The 22,015-nt window shown below is 66.3% G+C and carries 13 protein-coding genes; 3 read left to right on the top strand and 10 right to left on the bottom strand.

Features of this window, described 5'->3' with window-relative positions:
- Together AB4Y43_RS28825 and mdlC are read right to left on the bottom strand one after the other, a co-directional pair.
- Positions 1-1,452, bottom strand: a complete 1,452-nt coding sequence (locus AB4Y43_RS28825; protein ID WP_368729353.1) for an aldehyde dehydrogenase — start codon at positions 1,450-1,452, stop codon at positions 1-3.
- A gap of 49 nt (positions 1,453-1,501) precedes the next feature.
- The gene (gene mdlC / locus AB4Y43_RS28830) at positions 1,502-3,154 is read right to left on the bottom strand and encodes a benzoylformate decarboxylase (protein WP_368729354.1); all 1,653 of its coding nucleotides are present in this window, start codon (positions 3,152-3,154) and stop codon (positions 1,502-1,504) included.
- Between the two features lie 107 nt (positions 3,155-3,261).
- Here mdlC and AB4Y43_RS28835 point away from each other — a divergent pair, with 107 nt between their 5' ends.
- Positions 3,262-4,170, top strand: coding sequence for a LysR family transcriptional regulator (locus tag AB4Y43_RS28835; protein ID WP_368729355.1), 909 nt, complete (start codon positions 3,262-3,264; stop codon positions 4,168-4,170).
- A 9-nt stretch (positions 4,171-4,179) separates the two neighbouring features.
- Here AB4Y43_RS28835 and AB4Y43_RS28840 read toward each other — a convergent pair whose 3' ends face one another.
- From AB4Y43_RS28840 to AB4Y43_RS28855, 4 genes are read right to left on the bottom strand one after another with little or no spacing between them, the layout of a single operon-like run.
- On the bottom strand, positions 4,180-6,165 hold the full coding sequence (locus AB4Y43_RS28840) for a heavy metal translocating P-type ATPase (protein WP_368729356.1): 1,986 nt from the start codon (positions 6,163-6,165) through the stop codon (positions 4,180-4,182).
- Entirely contained in the window at positions 6,162-7,196 is a 1,035-nt protein-coding gene (gene hflK / locus AB4Y43_RS28845; protein ID WP_368729357.1) for a protease modulator HflK, read from the bottom strand. The genes AB4Y43_RS28840 and hflK overlap by 4 nt, the downstream gene beginning before the upstream one ends.
- Complete coding sequence (gene hflC, locus AB4Y43_RS28850) at positions 7,193-8,269, bottom strand: protease modulator HflC (RefSeq protein ID WP_368729358.1); 1,077 nt, start codon at positions 8,267-8,269, stop codon at positions 7,193-7,195. The genes hflK and hflC overlap by 4 nt, the downstream gene beginning before the upstream one ends.
- Before the next feature lie 36 nt (positions 8,270-8,305).
- Positions 8,306-10,192, bottom strand: a complete 1,887-nt coding sequence (locus AB4Y43_RS28855; protein ID WP_368729359.1) for an SPFH domain-containing protein — start codon at positions 10,190-10,192, stop codon at positions 8,306-8,308.
- A gap of 265 nt (positions 10,193-10,457) precedes the next feature.
- Here AB4Y43_RS28855 and AB4Y43_RS28860 point away from each other — a divergent pair, with 265 nt between their 5' ends.
- On the top strand, positions 10,458-11,861 hold the full coding sequence (locus AB4Y43_RS28860) for a GGDEF domain-containing protein (protein WP_368619715.1): 1,404 nt from the start codon (positions 10,458-10,460) through the stop codon (positions 11,859-11,861).
- Positions 11,862-12,152: 291 nt separating this feature from the next.
- Positions 12,153-13,478: an MFS transporter gene (locus AB4Y43_RS28865; protein WP_368619731.1), complete on the top strand. Its 1,326-nt coding sequence runs from the start codon at positions 12,153-12,155 to the stop codon at positions 13,476-13,478.
- A gap of 12 nt (positions 13,479-13,490) precedes the next feature.
- Here the strand turns inward: AB4Y43_RS28865 and AB4Y43_RS28870 are convergent, their stop codons facing one another.
- The 4 genes from AB4Y43_RS28870 to AB4Y43_RS28885 form a co-directional block, all read right to left on the bottom strand.
- Complete coding sequence (locus AB4Y43_RS28870; protein WP_368619716.1) at positions 13,491-14,288, bottom strand: sulfite exporter TauE/SafE family protein; 798 nt, start codon at positions 14,286-14,288, stop codon at positions 13,491-13,493.
- 132 nt (positions 14,289-14,420) lie between these two features.
- Positions 14,421-14,933, bottom strand: a complete 513-nt coding sequence (locus AB4Y43_RS28875; protein WP_069262990.1) for an H-NS histone family protein — start codon at positions 14,931-14,933, stop codon at positions 14,421-14,423.
- A 232-nt stretch (positions 14,934-15,165) separates the two neighbouring features.
- Positions 15,166-18,636 carry an AAA family ATPase gene (locus AB4Y43_RS28880; RefSeq protein ID WP_368729360.1) on the bottom strand — a complete coding sequence of 1,157 codons (3,471 nt, stop codon included), beginning with the start codon at positions 18,634-18,636 and terminating at the stop codon, positions 15,166-15,168.
- 3 nt (positions 18,637-18,639) lie between these two features.
- A complete protein-coding gene (locus tag AB4Y43_RS28885) occupies positions 18,640-19,890 on the bottom strand; it encodes an exonuclease SbcCD subunit D (RefSeq protein ID WP_368683338.1) in 1,251 nt (416 codons plus the stop codon).
- Positions 19,891-22,015 lie beyond the last annotated feature (2,125 nt).

Genomic DNA, 22,015 nt, shown 5'->3' on the forward strand with positions numbered 1-22,015 from the left:
TTAGAACGGATAGTGGCGCGGCGCGGTCTGCATCGTGATCCAGCGCAGTTCGGTGAATTCGGCAATGCCCGCCTTGCCGCCGAAGCGCCCAAAGCCGCTCTCCTTCACGCCGCCGAACGGCATCTGCGCTTCGTCGTGCACGGTCGGCCCGTTGATGTGGCAGATGCCCGACTCGATGCGCTGCGCGACGCCCCACGCGCGCGCCGTATCGCGGCTGAATACCGCCGACGAAAGCCCGTACGCGTTGTCGTTCGCGCAGGCAATCGCGGCGTCCTCGCCACGCACACGCACGATGCCCTTCACGGGACCGAACGATTCGTCGTGATAGACGCGCATCCCGGGCGTGACATGGTCGAGCAGCGTGGCGGGCATCAGCGTGGTCTCGGCCTTGCCGCCGCATACGAGCGTCGCGCCTTTGGCGAGCGCGTCGTCGATCAGCGCGTTGCAGCGCTCCACGGTGCTCATGTCCACCACCGATCCGAGCACGACCGGGCCCTTGCGCGGATCGCCGAGCGGCAGCGCGCGGGCGCGCTCGCCCAGACGCGCGACGAAGGCGTCGGCAATGCTTTCATCGACGATGATGCGCTCCGTCGACATGCAGATCTGCCCGGAATTGGCGAACGCGCCAAACGCGGCCGCGTGCGCCGCCGCTTCGATATCGGCATCGTCGAGCACGACGAGCGGCGCCTTGCCGCCCAGTTCGAGCACCGAAGGCTTCAGATAGCGCGCACAGGTTTCGGCGATGATGCGGCCCACGCGCGTGGAGCCCGTGAAGTTCACGCGGCGCACTTTCGGGTGCGCGATCATGGCTTCGACCACGCGCGCCGCGTCGGCGGGCGCATTCGTCACGAAGTTGACGGTGCCGCGCGGCAGGCCCGCCTCCTGCATCGCCGCAATGATGAGACCGTGCGTGGCCGGGCAAATCTCCGAGCCCTTGAGCACGACGGTATTGCCGCACGCGAGCGGCAACGCGATAGCGCGCACCGCGAGGATCACGGGGGCATTCCAGGGCGCGAGGCCGAGCACGACGCCCGCCGGCTGGCGCACGCCCATGGCGAGGCTGCCGGGCACGTCGGAGGGAATCAGCTCGCCGCCGATCTGCGTGGTGAGCGCGGCGGCCTCGATCAGGCCGGCTGCCGCGAGATGCACATTGAAGCCCGCCCAGATACCCGATGCGCCGGTTTCCGCGGCCATCGCGGCGGCGAACGCTTCGGCTTTGGCTTCGAGCGCGTGCGCGGCCTTCGTGAGCAGCGCGCGGCGTTCGCTCGGGCCCATGGCCGACCATACCGGGAAGGCGGCCGCCGCCGCATCGACCGCCGCGACTGCGTCTTCCACCGTGCCCGCGGGCGCGCAGCTCGCCACCGTGCCGTCGAGCGGATTGCGGCGCTCGAACGTCGCCCCGTTGCGTGCCTGCACCGCTTCGCCGTCGATCAGCATCGTTACGGTTTGCATGTCCTTTTTCCTCGCTTTACGTGAATTCGACAGGTTGCGCACGCACCGTTCAGGCGACGAGCAGCTCGACCAGCTTCGGGCCCTGCCCGGCCAGCGCGCGGCCAAGCGTATCGCGCAACGGCCCCGCCTCGCTCACACGCACGCCGGGGCAGCCCATGCCCGCGGCCAGCGTGACGAAATCGAGCCCCGGCAGGTCGGTGCCCTGCACCGGGTCGGTCGGCGCGAAGCCGAACACCGGCGCGAAGTCCTGTAGCGCTGCGTAGCGCGTGTTGTTCAGGATGACGAAGGTAATCGGCAGATCGAGCTGCACCGCGCTCCAGATCGCCTGGATCGAGTACATGCTGGAGCCGTCGCCGATCAGCGCGATTACGCGTTCGCCGGGCTTCGCGAGCGCCACGCCCACGGCGGCGGGCATGCCGTAGCCCAGGCCGCCGCTGTCCATCGTGAGGAAGGTGCCGGGGCGCTCGTAGGGCAGATACGCCTGCATCACCGGGCGCGAGCTGGGCGCTTCCTCGACGACGGCCGTGCCCGCGTCGCGCACTTCGGCGAGCGTTTGCAGCGCGTAGGCGACCGACATGCGCTCGCCCGGCGCAGCCGGTGGCACGGCGCGCGGCGGCACGGCGCGCCGCGCGGGCATCGCACGCTCGACGGCCGGCGCGGGCCGCTCCAGCAGATCCAGCACGCCCAGCCTCACATTGCCCACGGCGGCCATGCCCTCGGGCGTCCACGCGGCGGTGTTCGGATCGTCGATCAACTGGTACAGCGCGGCGCCCGGCGGCACGTGCGGCCCGTGGCCCTCCACGTGATAGGTGAAAGCCGGCGCGCCGATCGCGAACACGAGATCGTGCCCGCCGAGCAACTCGACGATGCGCTCGCGCATGGCCGGCAGAAAGCCCGCGAACAGCGGATGCTTTTCCGGAAAGCTGCAACGGCCCGTCATGGGGGCGACGAACACGCGCGCACGATGGCGCTCCGCGAGCCGGACCACGTCGTCGGCCGCGCCCGCGCGATCCACCGCGCCGCCCACCACGAAGACGGGGCGCGCACACGCGTCGAGCGCCGCGCCGATGTTCGCCAGCATCGCGGGCTCGGGGCGCGTGGTGTGCGCGAGCGCGCGCTCGGGCACGCGTTCGGCCGGCTGGTCCCAGTCGTCCACGGGAATCGACACGAACACCGGGCCGCGCGGCTCCTGCATGGCGATCGCGTAAGCGCGCGCGACGGCGAGCGGCACGTCCTGCGCGCGCGCCGGCTCGATGCTCCACTTCACATAGGGCTTGGGCAGCTCGGTGGCCTGGGTGGCCGCGAGAAACGGGTCGAAGGGCAGGATCGAACGCGCCTGCTGGCCCGCCGTGACGACGAGCGGCGTGCGGTTGCGAAACGCCGTGAAGAGGTTGCCCATGGCGTTGCCCACGCCCGCCGCCGAGTGCAGGTTCACGAGCGCCGCATTGCCGGTGGCCTGCGCATAGCCGTCGGCCATGCCGACCACGACCGCTTCCTGGAGGCCGAGCACGTAGCGGAAGTCGGCGGGGAAGTCGCGGAACATGGGCAGCTCGGTCGAGCCGGGGTTGGCGAAGACCGAGGTCATGCCCACGCGGCGGGCGAAGTCGATGACCGCGTCGCGCACGGTATAGGCACCGCCGGCGCCGCCGGGTGCCGTGGTGTCCCGCTTCTGCTGGTTCTGCTGAGGCGCGCTGCCAGTCATCCAAGGCCTCCTGTCGAAAAAAGCGCGTCGTTCAATGGAGGATCATTATCGCGACGCTACGGGTAACCGGAAATTGCGGATTTCGCCAAAAGCCATTACCTTTAGGCATGACTTACAACCTCCAGCAACTCCAGGCGTTCGCGACCATCGTCTCGGCGGGCAGTCTCGGGCGCGCGGCGGAAACGCTGCACGTGACCCAGCCCGCGCTCTCGCGCGCGATCCGCCGCCTCGAAGAGCAAGTGGGCGCGCCGCTGTTCGAGCGGCATTCGCGCGGCATGCACCTCACCGCCGTGGGCGAAGCGCTCCTGCCGCACGCCATCCTGCTGCAGCGCGAAGCGGAGCAGGCGCGCGAGGAAATCGACGCCATGCGCGGCCTCGCGCGCGGCACGATCCGCGTGGGGGCGGTGGGCAGCATTGCGAGCCTCGTGCTGCCGCTCGCCGTGAGCGGCGTGCTGCGGCGCTGGCCCGGGCTGCGCGTCGAGATTCTCGAAGGCGTGTGGGACCGGCTCGCCGATGCGCTCGTCAAACGCGAGATCGATCTCGCGCTCAGCATGGCCGTGCCCGATACCGACGAAATTGCAGCGATCGGCGATTGCCGCTGGGAGGATTCCAGCTATGTGGTGGCGGCGCACGATCATCCGTTGCGCGCGAAACCCGACCTCGCGCTCGCGGACACCCTGAACGAGCAATGGGCGATTCCGCCGCGCGGCACGGCGCCGTTCGAGCACATGGAGCAGGTCTTCGCGGCGCACGGGCTGGGCCTGCCGAACGTGGTGGTGCAGACGCGCTCGATCACGGCGCTCAAGAGCCTCGTGGCCCGCTCGGGGTTCCTGAGCTGGATGGCATCGACGATGTACCTCACGGAAAGCAAGGCGGGTGTGTTCGATACGCTCGACATGCCGGGAGTCGAGGGCCGGCGCACGCTCACCGCGTTTCGCCGGCGCCACGGCATTCTGCCGAGCCCGGCGGTGAAGCTGCTGGAGCAGTTGCGCACGTTGACGGCGGTGCCGCACTAACGGCGTTCGTCATTCGTCGCGCAGGAGGCGCCCCGCGTTCGCGATCACGACGAACGTGCCCACGTTGTGCAGCACCGCGCTCGCCACGGCGCTCAATACGCCTAGCGCCGCGAGCGTGATGACGGCCACCGTCCACGCCAGCCCGATCGCCGCATTCGCCGTCGCGATGCGCCGGCAGCGCCGCCCGAGGCGCACGCTGTCCGGCACGCGGCGCAGGTCGTCGGCGAGCAGCACGATATCGGCGGCGGCCACGGCGATATCGATGCCGCGCTCGCCCATCGCCACGCTGGTCGCGCCGGCCTTGATCGCGAGCACGTCGTTCAGGCCGTCGCCGACCACCATCGGGCGGCGCCCCGCGCCGATCTCGCCCAGCACATAGTCGAGCTTGTCGTGCGGCAGCGCATGCGCCACCACGGTGTCGATGCCCACTTCGGCGGCCACGCGGCGCGCCACGCGCTCGCGGTCGCCCGTGAGCAGCGTCGCACGCTCGATGCCGAGCGCACGCATTCCGTCCAACGCTTCGCGCGCTTCCGGGCGCACCGTGTCGGCGAAACCGAACCACGCGAGCAGGCGGCCATTCAGCGCGATGCCTGCACATGGGCCGTCCAGCTGCGCGGGCGCGGGCGGCAGCGCGCTCACGTATTGTTCGAGCAGATCATGGCGGCCCAGCACCGCCTCACCTTCCGGCATCGTCGCGAGCACGCCGAGTCCGCGCATCTCGCGCGCGTGCGGGGGCGGCTCGGTTGGCGGCGTGCCCGGCGCGCCGTAGCGCAACAGCGCGCGACACACCGGATGCGCGCTGACCTGGGCGAGATGCACGGCCAGCGCCAGTGTGGAGGCTTCGTCCGCGCCCGGCTGCAACATGACCGTCGTCACGCGCAATTCGCCGTGCGTGAGCGTGCCCGTCTTGTCGATCACGAGCGTATCGATTTCGGCCAGCGCGTCGATAAAGGCCGCATTCCTGAACAAGATGCCGCGCCGCGCACCCGCCGCGATGCCGGCGATCGCGGTGGAAGGCGCTGCCAGCACGAGCGCGCATGGGCACGCGGCGACGATCACCGCCAGCATGGCCGAGGCGTTCGCGCTCACGAACCACACGATCGCCGCGATCAGCAGCACGAGCGCGAGATAGGCGTCCATGTAGCGTTCGAGCGCCTGGGTGATGGGCGGCTTCGCGGCTTCGGCACGCTGCATCAACTCGACGACCTTGCCCAGCGTCGAGGCCTTGCCGACGTGCGTGATCTCCACGCGCAGCGGGCCGTCCAGATTCATCGCGCCGCCGAAGACGCGCGCGCCCTCGCCCGCGTCCTGCGGCAACGATTCGCCAGTGATCGGCCCGTTGTCGATGGCCGAGCGGCCGTGCCGCACGATGCCGTCAGCGGGCACGCGCGAGCCGGGCAGCACGTCGACGACGTCGCCGGGACGAAGCGCGTCATAGGGCACAGTCTCGATCGCGCCCGCGGCGCTCACACGCCGGACGTCGCCGGCAGTGAGGCGGCCCAGCGCGCGGATCGCTTCCTGCGAGCCGAGCACGCTGCGCTCTTCGAGCGCGTGGCCGAAGGTCATCACGATGGGCAGAAGCGCGGCCGTCGTCATGTCGCCCACGGCCCAGGCGCCGAGCATGGCGAGCGCGATGAGACGGTCGGTCACGCCGTGCAGACTCGGCGTCCTGAGGCTGCGCCACGCGCCCGCGAACACGGGCGGCGCGACCACGAGCGAGGCGACCGCCGCCAGCACCTGCGCGAGCGTGGCGCTGCCGCTCGCCAGATGCGGCCACGCGAGCGAGAGCAGCAGCAATGCGCCCGCGAACAGCGCGAGCGACGTGTGGCGAGTGATGGCGCGACGCTCGGCGTCCGACATGACGAGCGTGGCGACGGATGGCCCTGCCGGAGCTTCGTGACCCTCGCGTGCGTGGCCGTGGGCGTGCGCGGATCCGGTTTCCTGTGCGGCGCCGGGTGCGCGCTGACTCGTCGGCGTGTCGTATGGCGTGGTCATGGCGCGCGCCCCGGCAGCACGAGGCTCGAAGCGTCGTTGGGGTCGAGCGTCGTCACGCGCGCGGCGTGCGCGAGCACCGCCTGCACGCGGTCGCGATACGCACGCGCAAGCAGCCCCGGGTCATGGTTCGCGCCGAGCGCCGCTTCGAGTTGCGCGATCGTCGAGGTTTCCGACTGCGCCGTCGCCACGCGCTCCGCGGCGCTCGCTTGCGCGTCCTGCACGATGCGGTCGGCGCTCTGCTGCGCGTGCTGCCGCGTTTTTTCCGCGAGCGTGCGCGCCTGCGCGACATCGCGCTCGGCGTTCTGCAGCGAAGTCAGCACGGCATTGAACGCATCGACCGCCGAGGCTGGACACGACGCTTGCAGATCCATGCGCGAGACCTCGATGCCGAGCCCCGCACGCGCGGCAGTCAGCGCGTCGAGCTGGCGCTGGGCCGCGCGTGCGAGATCGCCGCGCAATTGCTCGCGGCGCGCGGCCATCTGCTGAGCGGCGGCCACCATCTCCGGGCGCGCGACGAGGATCGAATCGAGGTCGCGTTGCGCGGCGGTTTGCGCGAGCGCGGCCGAGACGATGCGCTCGAGCGCGGCGTCGAGATGCTCGAGCTGCAACGCATACGCGTAAGGGTCGCTCACGCGGTAGAACAGCGTCGCGCTCACCTGCACGACGCCGTTGTCGCCCGTGAGCACGTAGCCGGACCCCGCGAGCGCGTCGCTTGCATCGCTGAGTTGCGCGGGCGCACCCGGATCGCGTGTAAGCGAGACGATGCGCTTCTCGAGCACACGCTCGCTGCCCGGCACGAGCAGCACCGTTTCAAACGGCCGCGGTAACGCGACGAGCAGCCCCGCGCCCTGGCTGCGCACGTAGGCGCCAAAGCGCATCACGACGGCGCTGCTGTCGGCGGGAATGCGGCGCACGTTCGACGTGGCCCACGCGAGCGCGGCCAGCACGGCCAGCGCCGCCACGAACCAGAACGACAGACGCACCGCCTGTGCGCCGGGCCCGAGCGCCGGGAAGTTGTCGCTCGTGCTCATGGCGTGTGCCCGCGCGCGTGCGAAGTGGTTGTGGGCGCAACGACCTGCCCAGACGGCGCCGCGGCCGCTCCGAGCCCGGGCGGCCCCTGCACTAGTGCGCGGAACGGCGCGGCATCGGTGCGCAGGATCAGGTTCGTGTTGCTGTTGACGACGGTGCCGAGCGTGTCGAGCGAGCGCAGCATCGTATAGAGCTGCGGATCGGCGGCGTAGCTCTTGCCGTAGATCGCCGCCGCATCCTTGCGCGATTGCGCCTCGATATCGGCGGCTTTCACGTTGGCGTCGGCGATCAGCACGCGTGCGTCGCGATCGGCGTCCGAGCGGATCTGCGCCGCTTCGCGCAGGCCTTCGGCGGTGCGCTGCGCGGCCACGGTCTCGCGTTCGGCGCGCATGCGATCGACCGTTGCCGCCAGCGTCACGGCGGGCAGCGTGAGACGCTCGAGCCCCACCTGCACGACGTGCACGCCATAGGCCGCGTACACCTGCGCATCGACCTGGCGGCGCAGCGCCTCTTCGAATGCGCCGATGCGGACCTGCGACGGATCGGTGTTCACGAGCGAGGCAAGATCGAAGCCGGCAGACGTCGTCTGCAAGGCCGACCCGACGAGCGAGCGAATCTGGCGCGCGGCTTCGTCGGGTTCGTTGCGCACGGCACGCACGAAGCGGCCAATGTCGTTCGCATTGGCGGGCACGCGCCAGGCCACATAGGCCTGCACGATGATGCGCAAGCCATCGCGCGTGCCGACGTCCTGCAAACCGCTCGACGTCGTGTGCAGCCGCAGGTCCACCGGCACAGCGGCCTCGATGGGCGCAGGCAGGCGCCACGCGAGACCGGGCCGCAGCAGCACGCGCACGGGGTCGCCAAAGCGCGTGACCACGGTGGCCTCGCCCTCGCGCACCTGCACGACGCTCGCTACGATGAGCGCGACGATCACGCAGAACAGCGCGAACGCCACGCGCAGCGCAAAACGCCGGGGATTCACGGGCGCGAGGCCGCCTGCGCCACCCGAGCTGCCTGCGCCGTGGTCATGATGATGATGAGAATGCGCATCGCCGTGCGTATGCAAAAGGCTCACTGTCGAATCACCTTACTCTGTCTATGGGGTAACGGGTCACCACGCCTTCTTCATGCCAGCCGCCGCGGCCGGGCTCAACGTGCGCAGGTCGATCGTCGCGCGGCTGCCGCTCGCTAGCCGGTCGTCGATCACGGTCACGCTCGCGTTTTTCAGCCCTTTTTGCAGGCTGTGCAGGTAATACTCGAAGCCGAATGCCGGCCCGCCGAGCTGCTGCGCGATCACATCGGCGTCGAAGGCGATCTGCTGGGCGCGCGCGGCGGCAAGCGTGTCCGCCGCGTTCGCGCTACCCAGCGCGACGGTCTCGATCGCCTGCTGCTGCGCTTGCCCAAGCGCCGTCGCCGCAAAGCCGTGCGCCTGCACCACACTGGCCTGCGCGCGAATCTGCGCGGCCTGCACGCCGTGATACGCGGCGGCCGCGCCCGCAGGCGGATGCACGCTCTCGATCACCACGGCCACGACCTCGATGCCGCTCGCGAGCCGGTCCAATTCGCGCTGCACGGCGCCGCGCAACGCGCCGGCCATGGCCGTTTGCGGCGTGTCGAGCAGCGACGGCAGCGTGCGCGACGCGAGGTAACGCACGACCTCGCGGTTCGCGATCGAGCGCACCGTGTCGTCCATAGCGACAGCGCGATACAGCGAGGCACGCGCCGCCGCGTCCGTGAGGCCGACGCGATAGTCGAGCCGCACGTCCGCGCTCACGATCTGGAACGCCTGCTGGGCGCCGCTCGTGCCTGCGATCACCTGAGTCGTCTCCCAGGGATGCGTCACATCCCACAGGCGATTCAATTGCGCGGGTGTGTCGCCATCGGCGGAAACGGCAGGCGCGGCGCGGCTGCTGTCGTTCGCGCTGCCCGAGACGATCAGTTGATGGACCGCGCCGTTGTCGATCACGCGCGCGCGGCCGAAGGGCCAGGGCAGGCCCACATGCAGGCCCGGCTGCCACACGGCGACAGGTGCGCCGAAGCGCTCGTACACAGCGCGCTGATCGGGGCCGAGGATCGTCACGCCGCCGAGTAGCCAGCCCGCCACCACCATGGCCGCGAGCGCGCCTGGCAGGAGGCGAACGAAACTCTGGAGCGCCCAGTTCTGCCGCAGATCGATGCCATAACGCATACGCAACTGGGCATTCAGTGCGGCGACCGGACGTGCCTGCACGCTCAGCACGCCCGCGATAGTGCTATGCAGGAAGCGGTCATCGCCGGGCTTTGCCAGCGCAGCGAGCAGCGCACGCAGGCCGAGTTCGACGGCAATCACACCGGAAAGCAGGGCGACGATACGCACTAGCCATGTAAGCGCCTCGCCCGCATAAGCCAGCGCCGCAACTGAAGCCGCCATACTCAACGCAGCGACGAGCACCAGACGCAACGGCCCCGCGAGCGCGGCGGATTCGCGTGACTGCGCGGCGCGCTGCGCATGAAAGCGCTCCGCCACGAGCGCAGCAAAAGCGATGACGAGCGCAGCGGCTCCCGCTACGAGAAAAGGCGCGGATTCACGTTGCGAAACCGTTGGCGCATAGGCGGGGGACGTCCACGCAGAGATGGCGAACGCAAGCGAAAAGAGCGCGCCGAGCGGCGCGATCCACCCTTGCCACGGCAGCGACCGCAGCAGGCTGCGCATGTCGGCGGCCTCCGAATTGCGCTGGAACGCGAGGCGCAAGAGGCGCAGCGAAGTCTTCGAGACCGGTTCGCCGGCTGGCGCGCGCGCCGCCGAGAGCCGTGTGCCGAAGGCGACGATGAAGAGATTGAGGCACGCGCTCGACATCACGGCACATAGGCGTGCATCGAACGGCACAGCGAAAACGAAAGCCAGCGCGCCGAACACGCAAGCCAACCCCAACGCGGACCAGCCAAGCCTCGTCTGGCCCGCACGACCGCCGAGCCAACCATAGCCTTCGCGGTGGTCGCGCGATACGCGATGCATCATCAGCAATCCTTACATGCAAACTACATGAGCCACGCCCGCGCGTGACGACCACCGATCGCGCGATGCCGAAATTCGCGCGCCCAATGTAGCGCGCTCATAACCGAAACTCAATATAACTGGGCTCGCGCATCCGTGCCCCACTATTTAGCCGATTCGGAGCACAATACCTTCAGTCAATTTAGTCTGCTTTCCGGACGCGAGCGGCCCTCACGCTGTCACGCCACGATCACATGCTCGAGCTGCGCATCAACCCAAAAGTCATCATATGGACGGCTTGCTGATCGGTCCGGCAACACGCAGGCAGGCGCTCTTCGCCAGCATATGCGCGTTTGCGATCCTCCTCACGCTCGCGCTCGCGGCGCCGCGTGCACGCGACGCGTTGCCCGGCATCGCCCCGTTCATGCCGATGTGCGCGCTCGCCGTATTCACCACGTCGAGCATCGCGGCGTTCCTGCTGGGCGCGCGTTTCGCGGCTACGCGCGTGGCCATGCTCGCGGCGCTGGGCGGCGCCTACGCGTTCACGGCCATTGCCGTTGCGCTGCAGCTGTTGATGTTTCCTGGCGTGTTCGCGCGCACGGGCCTGCTCGGCGCGCTCCCGAATAGCGCCGCATGGATGTGGGTGTTCTGGCACGCAGGCTTTCCCGCGCTCGTCATCGTCGCCGAACTGGTGAGAAAGCGCCTGCCCGCCCCGCCGTTCGCCCGCGAACGTCTCGACGCACGCGGCTGGCTGCTGATCGCGTGCCCGGCGGCGCTCGCCGCCCTGCTCGGCGTGCTCGTCACGCACGTCGATCTCGCATCGCCGTTTCACGACGTTGCGAACGCTGCGCCTGCTCCCTCGCCGGTGTCGGCCATCGCGAACAATCTCGCGGGTCTCGTGATCTGCGCGCTCAACCTGATCGCCATCGCGCTCGTGCTGCTCAAGGGACGGCTGCGCCTCGTGCTCGATTTGTGGATCGTGGTGGCGCTGCTCGCCTCGCTCGTCGACGCCGCGCTCAATACGCTCAGCATCGAGCGCTTCACGGTGGGCTGGTATGTCGCGCGCGTGTTCAGCATGTTCGCGCCAGGCGTGCTCGTGTGCGTGCTGGTGTGGGAAGTGACGGCGCTCTATCGTCAGCTCGCCGAAGAACACGCCACGCTGATCCGCGCCTCCGCACGCGATGCGCTCACGCGCGTCTACAACCGCAGCTATTTCGACGAGCAGTTCCGCGAGGCCTTCGAGCGCGCAGCGCGCAGCGGCCAGCCGCTGTCGCTCGTGATGCTCGATGTCGATCACTTCAAGCACTACAACGACGCCTTCGGCCATCTGCACGGCGACGCCTGTCTCGGCGCCGTAGCGAGCGCGCTCGCCGCCACGCTTGCGAGCACGCGGCACGCGCCCGGCGGCTTTGTCGCGCGCTATGGCGGCGAAGAATTCGCGCTCGTCCTGCCCGATACCGGCGCAAATGAAGCCGCGGCGCTCGCCGAACGCGCACGTGCCGCCGTCGAGCAACTCGGCATTCCCTCCCCCTCCGCAGGAGGCCTCGTCACGGTGAGCGCGGGCTGCGCCACGCGCGACGCGATCGTTGCGTCGTCCCCTAATGCGCTGATCGAAGCCGCCGATGCCGCCTTGTATGCGGCCAAACACGCCGGCCGCAACCGCGTGAGCCACACAGGCGCGAGCATCGCGTAAAGCGCGGCCGACTCATTGCCTCCCTCGTTGGCATAAGCGGCATTGTCATAAGCGCAACGCATTTGGGTTTCAACCAGGTGCTTCCACGTCGCGGCACCCATAAAGTGCGTGCTATGGCCTGTTTCAGCATTTGCATACGTCGCGCGCAACCCATGCAAACACATCGATGCAGGCACATTTTGTTCCCCACACGCTTTCAAAATGTAATGAGGAATCGGGATGTCCATTGAAAAATCGGCGGAAATTGCCGCCCGCTTCGACCGGTTGCCGCCGTCGCGCACAGTCTGGTCGATGGTGATTCTGCTGTCGCTCGGCGGCGTATTCGAGTTTTACGACCTCTTCTTCACGGGCTATGTCGCGCCCGGCATGGTGCATTCGGGTCTTTTCACGCCGGAATCGCTCGGTTTCTTCTCCGCGCTCGGGCCGCTCAAGGTGGCCGGCTTCGGCACCTTCGTGTTCTCGACCTTCGCCGGGCTGTGGGTCGGCGCGCTCGCGTTCGGCCAGGTCGCCGACCGGTTCGGGCGGCGCATGATCTTCACGTGGTCGCTGATCTGGTACATCGCCTGCACGGCGATCATGGCGTTTCAGACGAGCGGCCAGGCGCTCAATATCTGGCGCTTCATTGCCGGCATCGGCATTGGCATCGAGCTCGTGACCATCGACACGTACATTTCCGAACTGATCCCGAGCGGCGAGCGCGGCCGCGCCTATGCGGTCAACCAGTTCATCACCTTCAGCGTGGTGCCGGTCGTCGCGTTTCTCGCCTATATCCTCAAGGACACGCATCCTATCGGCCTCGACTACTGGCGCGTGGTGATCCTGATCGGTTCGGTGGGCGCGGTAGTGGTGTGGTTCCTGCGCCGGAGTATTCCCGAAAGTCCGCGCTGGCTCGCGCGCAATGGCCGTGAGGACGAAGCGGAACGCATCGTTGCCGACATCGAGCGGCGCGTCACGGCAGAAACGGGCACGGCGTTGCCGCCGCTCGGGGCGATCTCGCTTGAAAAGGCCGGGCGCGGCTCGCTTGGCGAAGTGTTGCGCGCGCCGTATTTGCGGCGCACGGTGATTCTGTCGATCTTCAACATGGCGCAGGTGATCGGGTTTTACGGCTTCGCGGCATGGGTGCCGACGCTGCTGATTGCGCGTGGCGTCCACATCACGCAGAGTCTTGCGTACGCCTTCGTGATTGCCATCGCCAATCCGTTCGGGCCGCTGATTGGCGTGTGGTTCGCCGACAAGCTGGAGCGCAAGACGCAGATCGTCGGCGGCCTCCTGATGATGGCGGTGGTGATTACGCTATTCGCGCAAGCCACGCAGCCGTGGGTCCTGATCGTGCTGGGCGTGCTCTTCACGCTTGCTTCGAACGTGATGTCCTACGCCTATCACGGTTACCAGGCCGAGCTTTACCCGACGCGTATCCGCGCTCGCGCCGTCGGCTTCGTGTACTCGTGGAGCCGCATCGCCGCCGCATTCGCGGGGCTCGCCATCGGCATCCTGCTCCATCATTACGGTGTGCCTGGCGTCGCGGTGTTCATCGGCGCTTCGATGCTCGTGGGCATCGTGATGATTCTGCTAGGGCCGGTGACGCGCGGGCTCTCGCTCGAAGCGATCAGCCATTGAATCAGGCGATCGTCAAAACAGCACGTGCGATTTGACGATCATCTGTACGGCCGCGGCCAGCACGCACACGAGCACGACCACGCGAAACGCGAGCGGATGCATTCTGTCGCGCAACGGTCTAATGAGCAGCATGCCCGCGATGGCGGGCACGCTGGCCGCCGCCGAAATCGCGAGATCGACGAGATTGGCATGCGCGCCGTGGCTGAACGTCGTGATGAGCGTGATGACCGAAACGACGAGAATGATCGCAATCTGCTTCGTGAAGGCGCGGCCCGTGGCGCCCGACGCGATCAGATACATGGCGAGCAACGGCCCCGGCACGGCGGCAATGCTCTCCATGAGCGCCGCCCCGAAACCGAGCGCGAATCCCACCGGCCGCGCGAGTCCAGGCGCGAGCTTGAAACGCGGCGAGACGAGCAAAAGCAACGCCGCCACGATCAACGCGACACCCGAGGCCGCCTGGGCGTGATGCGGCTCAAGTGCGATCAGTACCGACACCCCAATCACATTGCCGATCACGGTGCCAATTAGCGGCGCCGCGATAGTGCGCACGGTAGGCAGCATTTCGCCCCCCTCCAGCGCCTGCGGAATATTGCCGAGAATGATCGGCATGGACAGCAGCAGCACCGCTTCCTTGACCGGCAAAAAATGCGTGACGATGGGCATGGCGACGAGCGGCACGCCTATGCCCGTCACGCCCTTCACCATGCCGCCCAGCACGAGCGCAACCGCAATGCCGAGCAATTGAAGTCCGTCGAGCGACTGCAGATGGGGCGCGAGAAGCCCCGAGGAAAACGAAAGACCGGACATCGATGACGATCAGGGCAATAGGCGCGCGTCGTTTCGCGCCGCTCATGTGAAAGTGGCCGCGGGCGTCGAAACGCCGGCGCGGCCACCGGTTCGCAAGCGAATTTCGCTTATGCGCTTTTCTCAGCGACTTTATTAAGCAGCCGCTGCGGCTTGTGCCGGCTTTGCCGCGGCTCTACGGCCTGCGGTTTTACGCGCCGCCCGTTTTGCGGGTGCGGCTTTCCTTGCGGGCGCGGCCTTGGCGCGCTTCGCCGCGGTCTTTTTCACCGCCGCCGCATTGGCGCGCGGTTTGCGTGCGACTTTGGTGGCGGCCTTTGCCGCGCTGCCGTCGATCTGGAATTTCGAACGGTCTTTCACGTCGCGAATCCACGCCGGCGCACGGCCGCGGCCGGTCCACGTGGCGCCCGTTTTCGGATCGGCATATTTGGCCGCAACGGTGCGCTTTGGGCCTGCGGCTTTGACGCCTTTGCCAGGTTTGCGGCCACGCTTCTTGCCGACGAAGCGTTCGATGTCGGCCACGCTCAGGCCATGTTTGGCCATCAGATCGCGAATTTTCGTGAGACCGACCGACGTTTGTTTTTCCACGATCGATTCGGCCTGCTTTTGCAGCTTTGCGATCTTCGATTGAATTGCATCCAGGGTGACCATTCACACCTCCTTATTCACGGTTTTTACGGACACCCTTCAACCATCACTGGCCGATCGAATTGCGATCTTGTCGGCATGGGCGTCGCGAAAGACAAGGTGATTATGAAGTCAAATCACGCATGCTGGCAATTTAAACGAATGTTTTGTAGTGAAAAACATGTTTCCTGATCAGACTATTGATCGTTCCGCAAACAATGTCTCCATGAATTTCCATTGAGAAACATTCGCACCGCTAGGCGACGAGAGGCGCGCGCTGCAATTCGACGACATTGACCTGCACGCCGAATATCTCGCGAATCATGGGCAAAAGGTGATCGTGGTGCGTGAGAAACAACACCTGGGTTTTCGCGGAGAGATTCCGTAATGCCGCGAAACCGGCCTTTGCGCGCTCGTCGTCGAAATTGATGAAGAGATCGTCGGCAACGAAAGGCAGCGCCGCCTTGCTCACCAGCTGCAATTCGAGAGCCGCGATACGCAGCGCGAGAAAAAGCTGGTCGCGCGTGCCTTCACTCATTCCACTCACTTCCACGGTTTTGCCGTTACTGCGCCGTGCATGCAATGCGGGCGGATTGCGTTCGTTATCCACCACGAGCCTCGCGAAATCACCGAGCGTGAGTCCGCTGAATATTTCACCTGCGCGACGCAGCATCGGCCCCTGCTTCTGGTCGCGATAACGATCCGTTGCCCATTTGAGCAAGCGGCTCGCGGTCGCGGCTTCGAGATATTGCTCGGCGGCTTCGCCCATGGCGCTCAGGGCTTCCTGGCGTTTTGCTTCGGCCAGCGCGGCATTGGCCTGGCCGTTGATGGCTTCGAACGCCTGCCTCGCGCTGACCTGCTGCTGCAGGCACTCGCTCAACGCACGGTCGCCGGCTTCGCGTTTCTGGTTCACCGTTGCCAGCAGCGCAGGCAGCTCGGTAATGGGCTGCTCCGCAATCTCTGCCGCGATGGCCTCCTGCGCAAGTCCATCGCCTTCGCGCACGAGCGTGTCCCGCGCCGCCGAGATCGCTGTCGACAGCGCACGGCGAGCGTCGGAACGCTCGGCGAGCGGCAATGCCGCATCGATTTCGTTCACGCCCGCGAGCTGCAGAATGGGCTCGATGCGCGCCTGTGCCCCCGCCACCGCCGCGGCGGCATCGGCCACGCGCGTGCGGGCAAGCTGCACTTCCGCATCGGCCTGGGCGAGGCATTTCGCCGTTTCGCGCGCGGTTGCCAGCCGCGCCGCGAGCTGACGCGCCACGTCGATGCCGTCACTCGACGCGGGCCATTCGGGCGCGAGCGCCTCGGCGAGGCGTCGCGCGTCGGTTTCCAGCATCGCCAGTTGCGTGCGGATCGCGCGAATGCGGTTACGGGGTGCTTCGGCGTCCGAAAAAGCGGCCGCAATGATATTGGCGAGTTCGACAGCGCCTTCCGCTGCTGCGAGCGTCGCCGCGCGAGCGCCGAGATTCGCTTGCGCGAGCGCCTCTCGCCATTGCGTCTGCCACTTTGCGTAGGCTTCCTGTTCAATGGTCAAACGGGATTGAGCGGATTCACTCGCGCGTTCGACGTCGCGAATCTGCGTTTCAAGACCTTCGCGCTGCACGGCGCTCTTCTGAGCCGATTGCACGACGGTTTCCGCGATGCCGATCAACGTAGTCAGTGCGTCGCCCTCGTTTGCCTGCGCCACCGGGCGCAACGTTTCGAGCAGCTCGGCATGCGCGGCGATGCGCGCCGCTCGACGCGCTTCAAGCTCACTCGCGCGGCGATCGCATTCGCTCTGTGCATTGAGCGCCGCTTCGCGATTCGCGAGCCAAGCACCCATGTCCGCAATCGGCATGCCAGCCAGTTGCGCATCAATGGCAAGTTGCGTCCAGGTATTGCGAAAGGCTTCGAGCTCGCGCTCGCGTTCGCTCAATGCCGCAAGCTTGCGCTGCGCATTCGCGCGGGCTGTTTCGACTTGCTGACGCAAGTTCTGCAATGTGGCCGCCGCCTGCGAGGTGCCGAGTTGCGCGTCGACGAGTTCGTCGGCGAGGCGCATCGCGTCGTCCACGACGGGTGCGCCATCCGCGAGGCTGACGCGCGCCTGCTTGACTTCGTCCCACGCACTATCGCGGCGCGTGCGCGCCGCCTGCACTTGCGCAGTCGTGACAACCTTGTTGCCCTGCGTGAAATGCGTCTCCTGCAATTCGAAACGCTCGATCTCTTCTTGCGCGGCTGCGACTGCTTCTCGCGCTGCGGCCACTGCGCTCAGGCGATCGCTTTCTTCTTTTTGCAGTGCGGCCAGGCGCGTAGCCGATGGCAGATTGAGCGCGCGCAGCGCTGGCACCGGCCTGTTCCATTGGCCCAGCAGCTGGCGTTTCTCTTCGACCGTGCGCTGAGCATCCGCGAGTTCGCGCTCGAGCGCGCTTTCCTTCGTCACACTGTTGCGCAATTCGCGTGCATCGTCGAGCGCGGCGCGCAACGCGTGCGGCACTTCGATGTCCGGCAGGCGCACAAGCTGCTCCCGCAGTTGGGCGAGCTTGCGCGCCTGTTCGTCATATACTTCGCGCGCGGTCGTGAGCGCCTGCTCGCGAAGACCGTGATCGCGCAGCAGGTTCGTCACCGTCTTCAACGCGAGCGCGCCGGGCAGCGCCGCCCGCAATGCGGCTTCGTCACCCGGCCAGCCTAGCTGAGCCGCAGCGGCGAATGCGGCGTCGAGATGGTTGCGGATCTCGGTTTCACGCACCAGCAATTCACGCGGATGATTGACGCATTCGCCGCGCAGCGTATCGAGCGCATCGATTTCGGCGGCGAGTGCAAGTGCCGCACGATCGGGCTCGATCGCATCGCGTGAGGCTTCTTTGCCTGCGAGATCGGCCTGGCGCGCTTCCTGCACTTTGCGCTCGGCGGCAAGGTCGGCTTGCGCCTTCAACAGATCGGCATGCGCAGTGGGCGGTAAATCGACGACCTCGCCCAATGCGGCCAACTCGCGCTGCTTGAGCGAAAGCTCTTCTATATAGGGAGCGAGGCGGCGCACGCGTTCGAGCTTCGAGCGCTGCGATTCGAGACTGCGCTGCTCGGCGCGCAACCGCTCGATAGCCTGTTCGACCGCTTCGAGCGCGTCTTTCTTCTCGACCCAATCGCGCGTGCGCACCTGCGCGGCCTTCAGTTCGCTCGTTGCCTCGGCGAACGACGTTTCCGCCTGTGCATACGCACTGCCGCTGCGTCGCGGAGCCCAAAGTTCGGCCGCGCGATTCTCGAGCTCTTCGCGCACGGGCCCGAGGCTGCCCACACCCGCCGCCGATTCGAACAACACCTGGCCGAGCTTGTCCGATGCGTCGAGAATGCTGCGCCCGCCTTCAACGAGCCGCACATGATCGAGGCCGAACATCTGCTCGAAGAACTCCTTGCTCGTGCCGTCGAGAAATGCCGCGAGAAAATCGTCGGGTAGCTTGTCGTCCTGCGGAGTGCGCAGCGAATTGCGGCCGCGCGCGCGATGAAATCGCTGCTCGGCCGCGCCGTTTTCCAGCACGCCGCCAATGCGCAATTCCGGTGTGTTGTGGAGAAAATCGAGCGGCGTTTGCAGGCGCATGCCGAACAACAACTCCGACACGGCGGTCCGCACTGTGGACTTACCCGCTTCGTTCGGCCCGACGATGACGTGGAAATCGTGCGCCGCGTGCGGAAACGGCAGGGTCGTGTCGGTGAACTTGCCGTATTTGATCAAATCGAGTTGCTTGAGACGCACTGGTCATTCTCCCGTGGAAAGCCGCGCAAGCAGCGCGGGGCCGACCTGCTCCACCAGCGACGCGAGTTTGCCGTCGCGGGCGAGTTCGAGCAGCGGCGCGTCTTCTTTCACTTCGCTGCGCACCTTGCCGATAAAGGCGCGTAAATCACGTTCAAGCAGCGCGAGAAATTCGGCGTCTTGCGTGGCGGCTTCGAGTAGCAGTTTGAGGTCAGCGAGCGCTTCGATCTGCTCGTTCTGTGCGGCAGCCGTATCGGCCGCGCTCGTTTCGAGCTTGACCTTTTCGAGCCACAACTTGTCATTGCCGATGATGCCGATCTGATTGAGCACTTCGGCGCGCAATTGCGTCGCGCGCCCGAAAAAGAGTCCATGCGCCGGCGACTTGCCCGTCACCGTCACGCGGACTGCGCGGGGCACATGCGCGTCGAAGGAGACGAGCGCTTCGAGCGCAGCGCCGATCTTGCGCGCCAGATCCGCGACGCTTTCGCAGTCGCTCGCGTCGACGCGCACCGACTCCCAGCGCAGCACGTCGAGGTAGAGACGCTCGACCTCCGTGCGACCGTCTTCGACGCTCACGAGCACGGCGCCCCGGCGCCCCGTTTCGCGGATGTGCCGGCCCTGCAGATTGCCGGGGAAGACGATGGTCGACTCTTCCGCCCACTGCTGAAATTCGTGGACGTGACCGAGCGCCCAGTAGTCGTAACCCTTTGCGTGCAATTCGGCACGCGTGCATGGCGCGTAGGTCGCATGCGCGGCATAGCCTTCGAGCGCGGTGTGGAGCACACCGATGTTGTAGTAGCCGGGAACCGGCGACGGGTAGCCCACCGCCAGATTTTCGATCACGGCCTTGTCCTTGAAGCTCTGTCCGTGCAGTGCAACCTTGATGTCGTGCAGCGCGTGGGTTTCAGACTTGCGATGACTGAACACCACCACGTTGTCCGGCAACGTGAGCTTCCTGGTCATTTCGCTTTCCGCGTCGTGATTGCCCCACAACGCGAAGACGCGAATGCCGGCCTTGCGCAGACGTCCCATCTGCTGGCCGAAGAAGATGCCAGTGTTGTGGTCCTTCCAGTCGCCGTCGTAGAGATCGCCGGCAATAACGACGAACGCGACCTCTTCTTCGATGGCCCGATCGACGAGCAGGCGCAATGCTTCGCGCGTGGCGTTGCGCAATTGGGCGACCGGCGCATCGGGATAGGCGCTCAGGCCATGTAGCGGGCTGTCGAGGTGTAGGTCTGCCGCGTGGATGAACTTCACGACGTGTCCTCTTTGGTGTTTGCGAGCGCTGAATGGAGAAAGGGCGATTGCTGTTTTATCGCGCGAGCGGCGCGTGATGCGCGCTGGCGATTTGAACATGGCTGTGGTCCCGGATCGAAACCCGGACTGAGGCTTCGGCAATGGGGCCCAATTTTAATCGACGCGGATGAGGGCGGCTTCAGGTAACGTGGTGCGGCGTGGGTGAAGCGCTGCGCGCGCGTCACGTCGTCTCGAATTTTCGAAAACTACAAAATACGTATTGAAATATACGATTGATGCCGACGAGCGGGGATTTAGCGACTTCGCGGCTATTCTCACTGTGTTTCGGGGTCGGACGTCCGTTATCGCCGTGAAACAAGTACTAGAATTTGGATGGTTTCAGGCGTGGAGCGCCCGTGGGATGGGCGTTTTGCCGATTTCTCAGTTTTGAGTGAATTGTTTCACGCTGGTTTTCTGAGGCGCGGGCGCCGTTTAACTTTCTGCGATGTGTCTGTGTCTGTTGTTCTCGTCGTTTAGGTCGCTGGGCGGTTGGCTGATTTCCCACTGGCTTCCCATAGCTGCTCTGCGCCTCTGTTCGATTTCCTTGATGGGTGGCGTGCTGATCGCTAGTTTGCCTTCTCGTTATGGGGGAGCATTGGGCGCGCGTGCCTTGTGTTGCTTGCTTCATCTTTGGGGAACGGATTTGTCAGTTAGTTGCATTTGTAAACTTGCTGCGGGGCGCTGCTTATTCGGTGACGAGATGTCATGCTCCACAGTCGCTGGCCGGCTGAGCAACGAATAACAGAACGAGTTCTATGCGGGAGCGCGGAGACATGGCGCCGTGCCACGTCAACCTGACGAGTGCTACTACCCCGCTGCCATACCGCGCGACAGGTTCGCCTCTTGCCTGCAGGCTACCCGTACGAAAAGACGCGTCACGCGGGCACCGTTAAGCGGGGCTACTCCGGTCCCGAGGGCAACCGGCTGGGAGTCTCGGCGCAAAGCGTCGGCTAAACGAGCGAACAGCGCGTGCACACTGCTTGAGCATGAACGCAAGGCGTGAAATTGAATGTGACGCGTACGGGGCGCACGTCGCCGAGAAGGTGTCAGGGAAAATCAATGTGGGCGATGTCGTTCTCAAGGAGTTGATGCGAGACATGGCACGTCTGCGGATCTTCGAAGCGGCGGGATCTCGTCCGGTACTGTTGAAGCCGCTCGTTTTCCACTGGCGAGCAGCCCGACCTATTTGAAGCCGCAGGGCGTTGAGTGCGTCCACCGTGTGTCGAGTCGACACACCGGCACGCCCGATACTACGCACGCGCTGGCTACGCTAATCGCAACTGTGGCGGCCGGCGCCCAGGACAGTGGCATCTGCGGGTTTCACACGTGGCGGGCGCCAGGCACTTTGGAGGTATTCGCTTCCTCACGAGCTGCGCCCCACCGACGAGGCATCTCCCAGATCACGTTCGCCAGAGACCGCTACCGCGGGAAGGCAACGACCGTGTGTCGTCTCGACACTCCGTTCTGGATGGGAATTCAGCAAGCGAGCGAACAGACGATGGGTCGTTGCTTGTTGTCGTGCGCTCCCATGACTCTCCCGATTTGCCGCCACGGTCCGCGGGTGTCGACTCGACACACAGCCTCGGCCGTCAGATCAGCACCTGAGCGATGGACCATGGTCCCGTGCTACACAGGATGTGTGCAGCCGAGGAGATGACCTCATGCCTTGTTCTCGATTCGCACCGATGGGGCGTGTCCTGGATCGCAATCCTCTCAGACGGGGACCGAGAGGAAGTCGAGGCAGTGTGTCGACTCGACACACCGTTCTGGGTAGCAAGTCGGCTTGCAAGCGAACAGGCAATGCATCGTCCTCGCGGACGCGACACGATGAGAGTGCTTGAGAGAGGATCTCAACCCCGTGCCCGTCGTCGCGCGGCCTGATGACTCTCCGGTTTGCAGCGACGCTCCGCGTGTGTCGACTCGACACAGCGTCCAATCCCTCGCGGACAAAATCGTGGACCGCTGCTCACAGTTTTCGAGCGCGCCCCACGCCGACAGCAGTCCGCGGGCGTCGCCGGCGGCGCACTCAAGCCGGCTATATGTTGCGTCTTTCGGCCGGCACGATCATCGGTCGTGTGTCGAGTCG

This window comes from Paraburkholderia sp. BR10872 (genome assembly GCF_040965835.1).
In the GTDB taxonomy this organism is placed as follows: Bacteria; Pseudomonadota; Gammaproteobacteria; order Burkholderiales; family Burkholderiaceae; genus Paraburkholderia; species Paraburkholderia nodosa_A.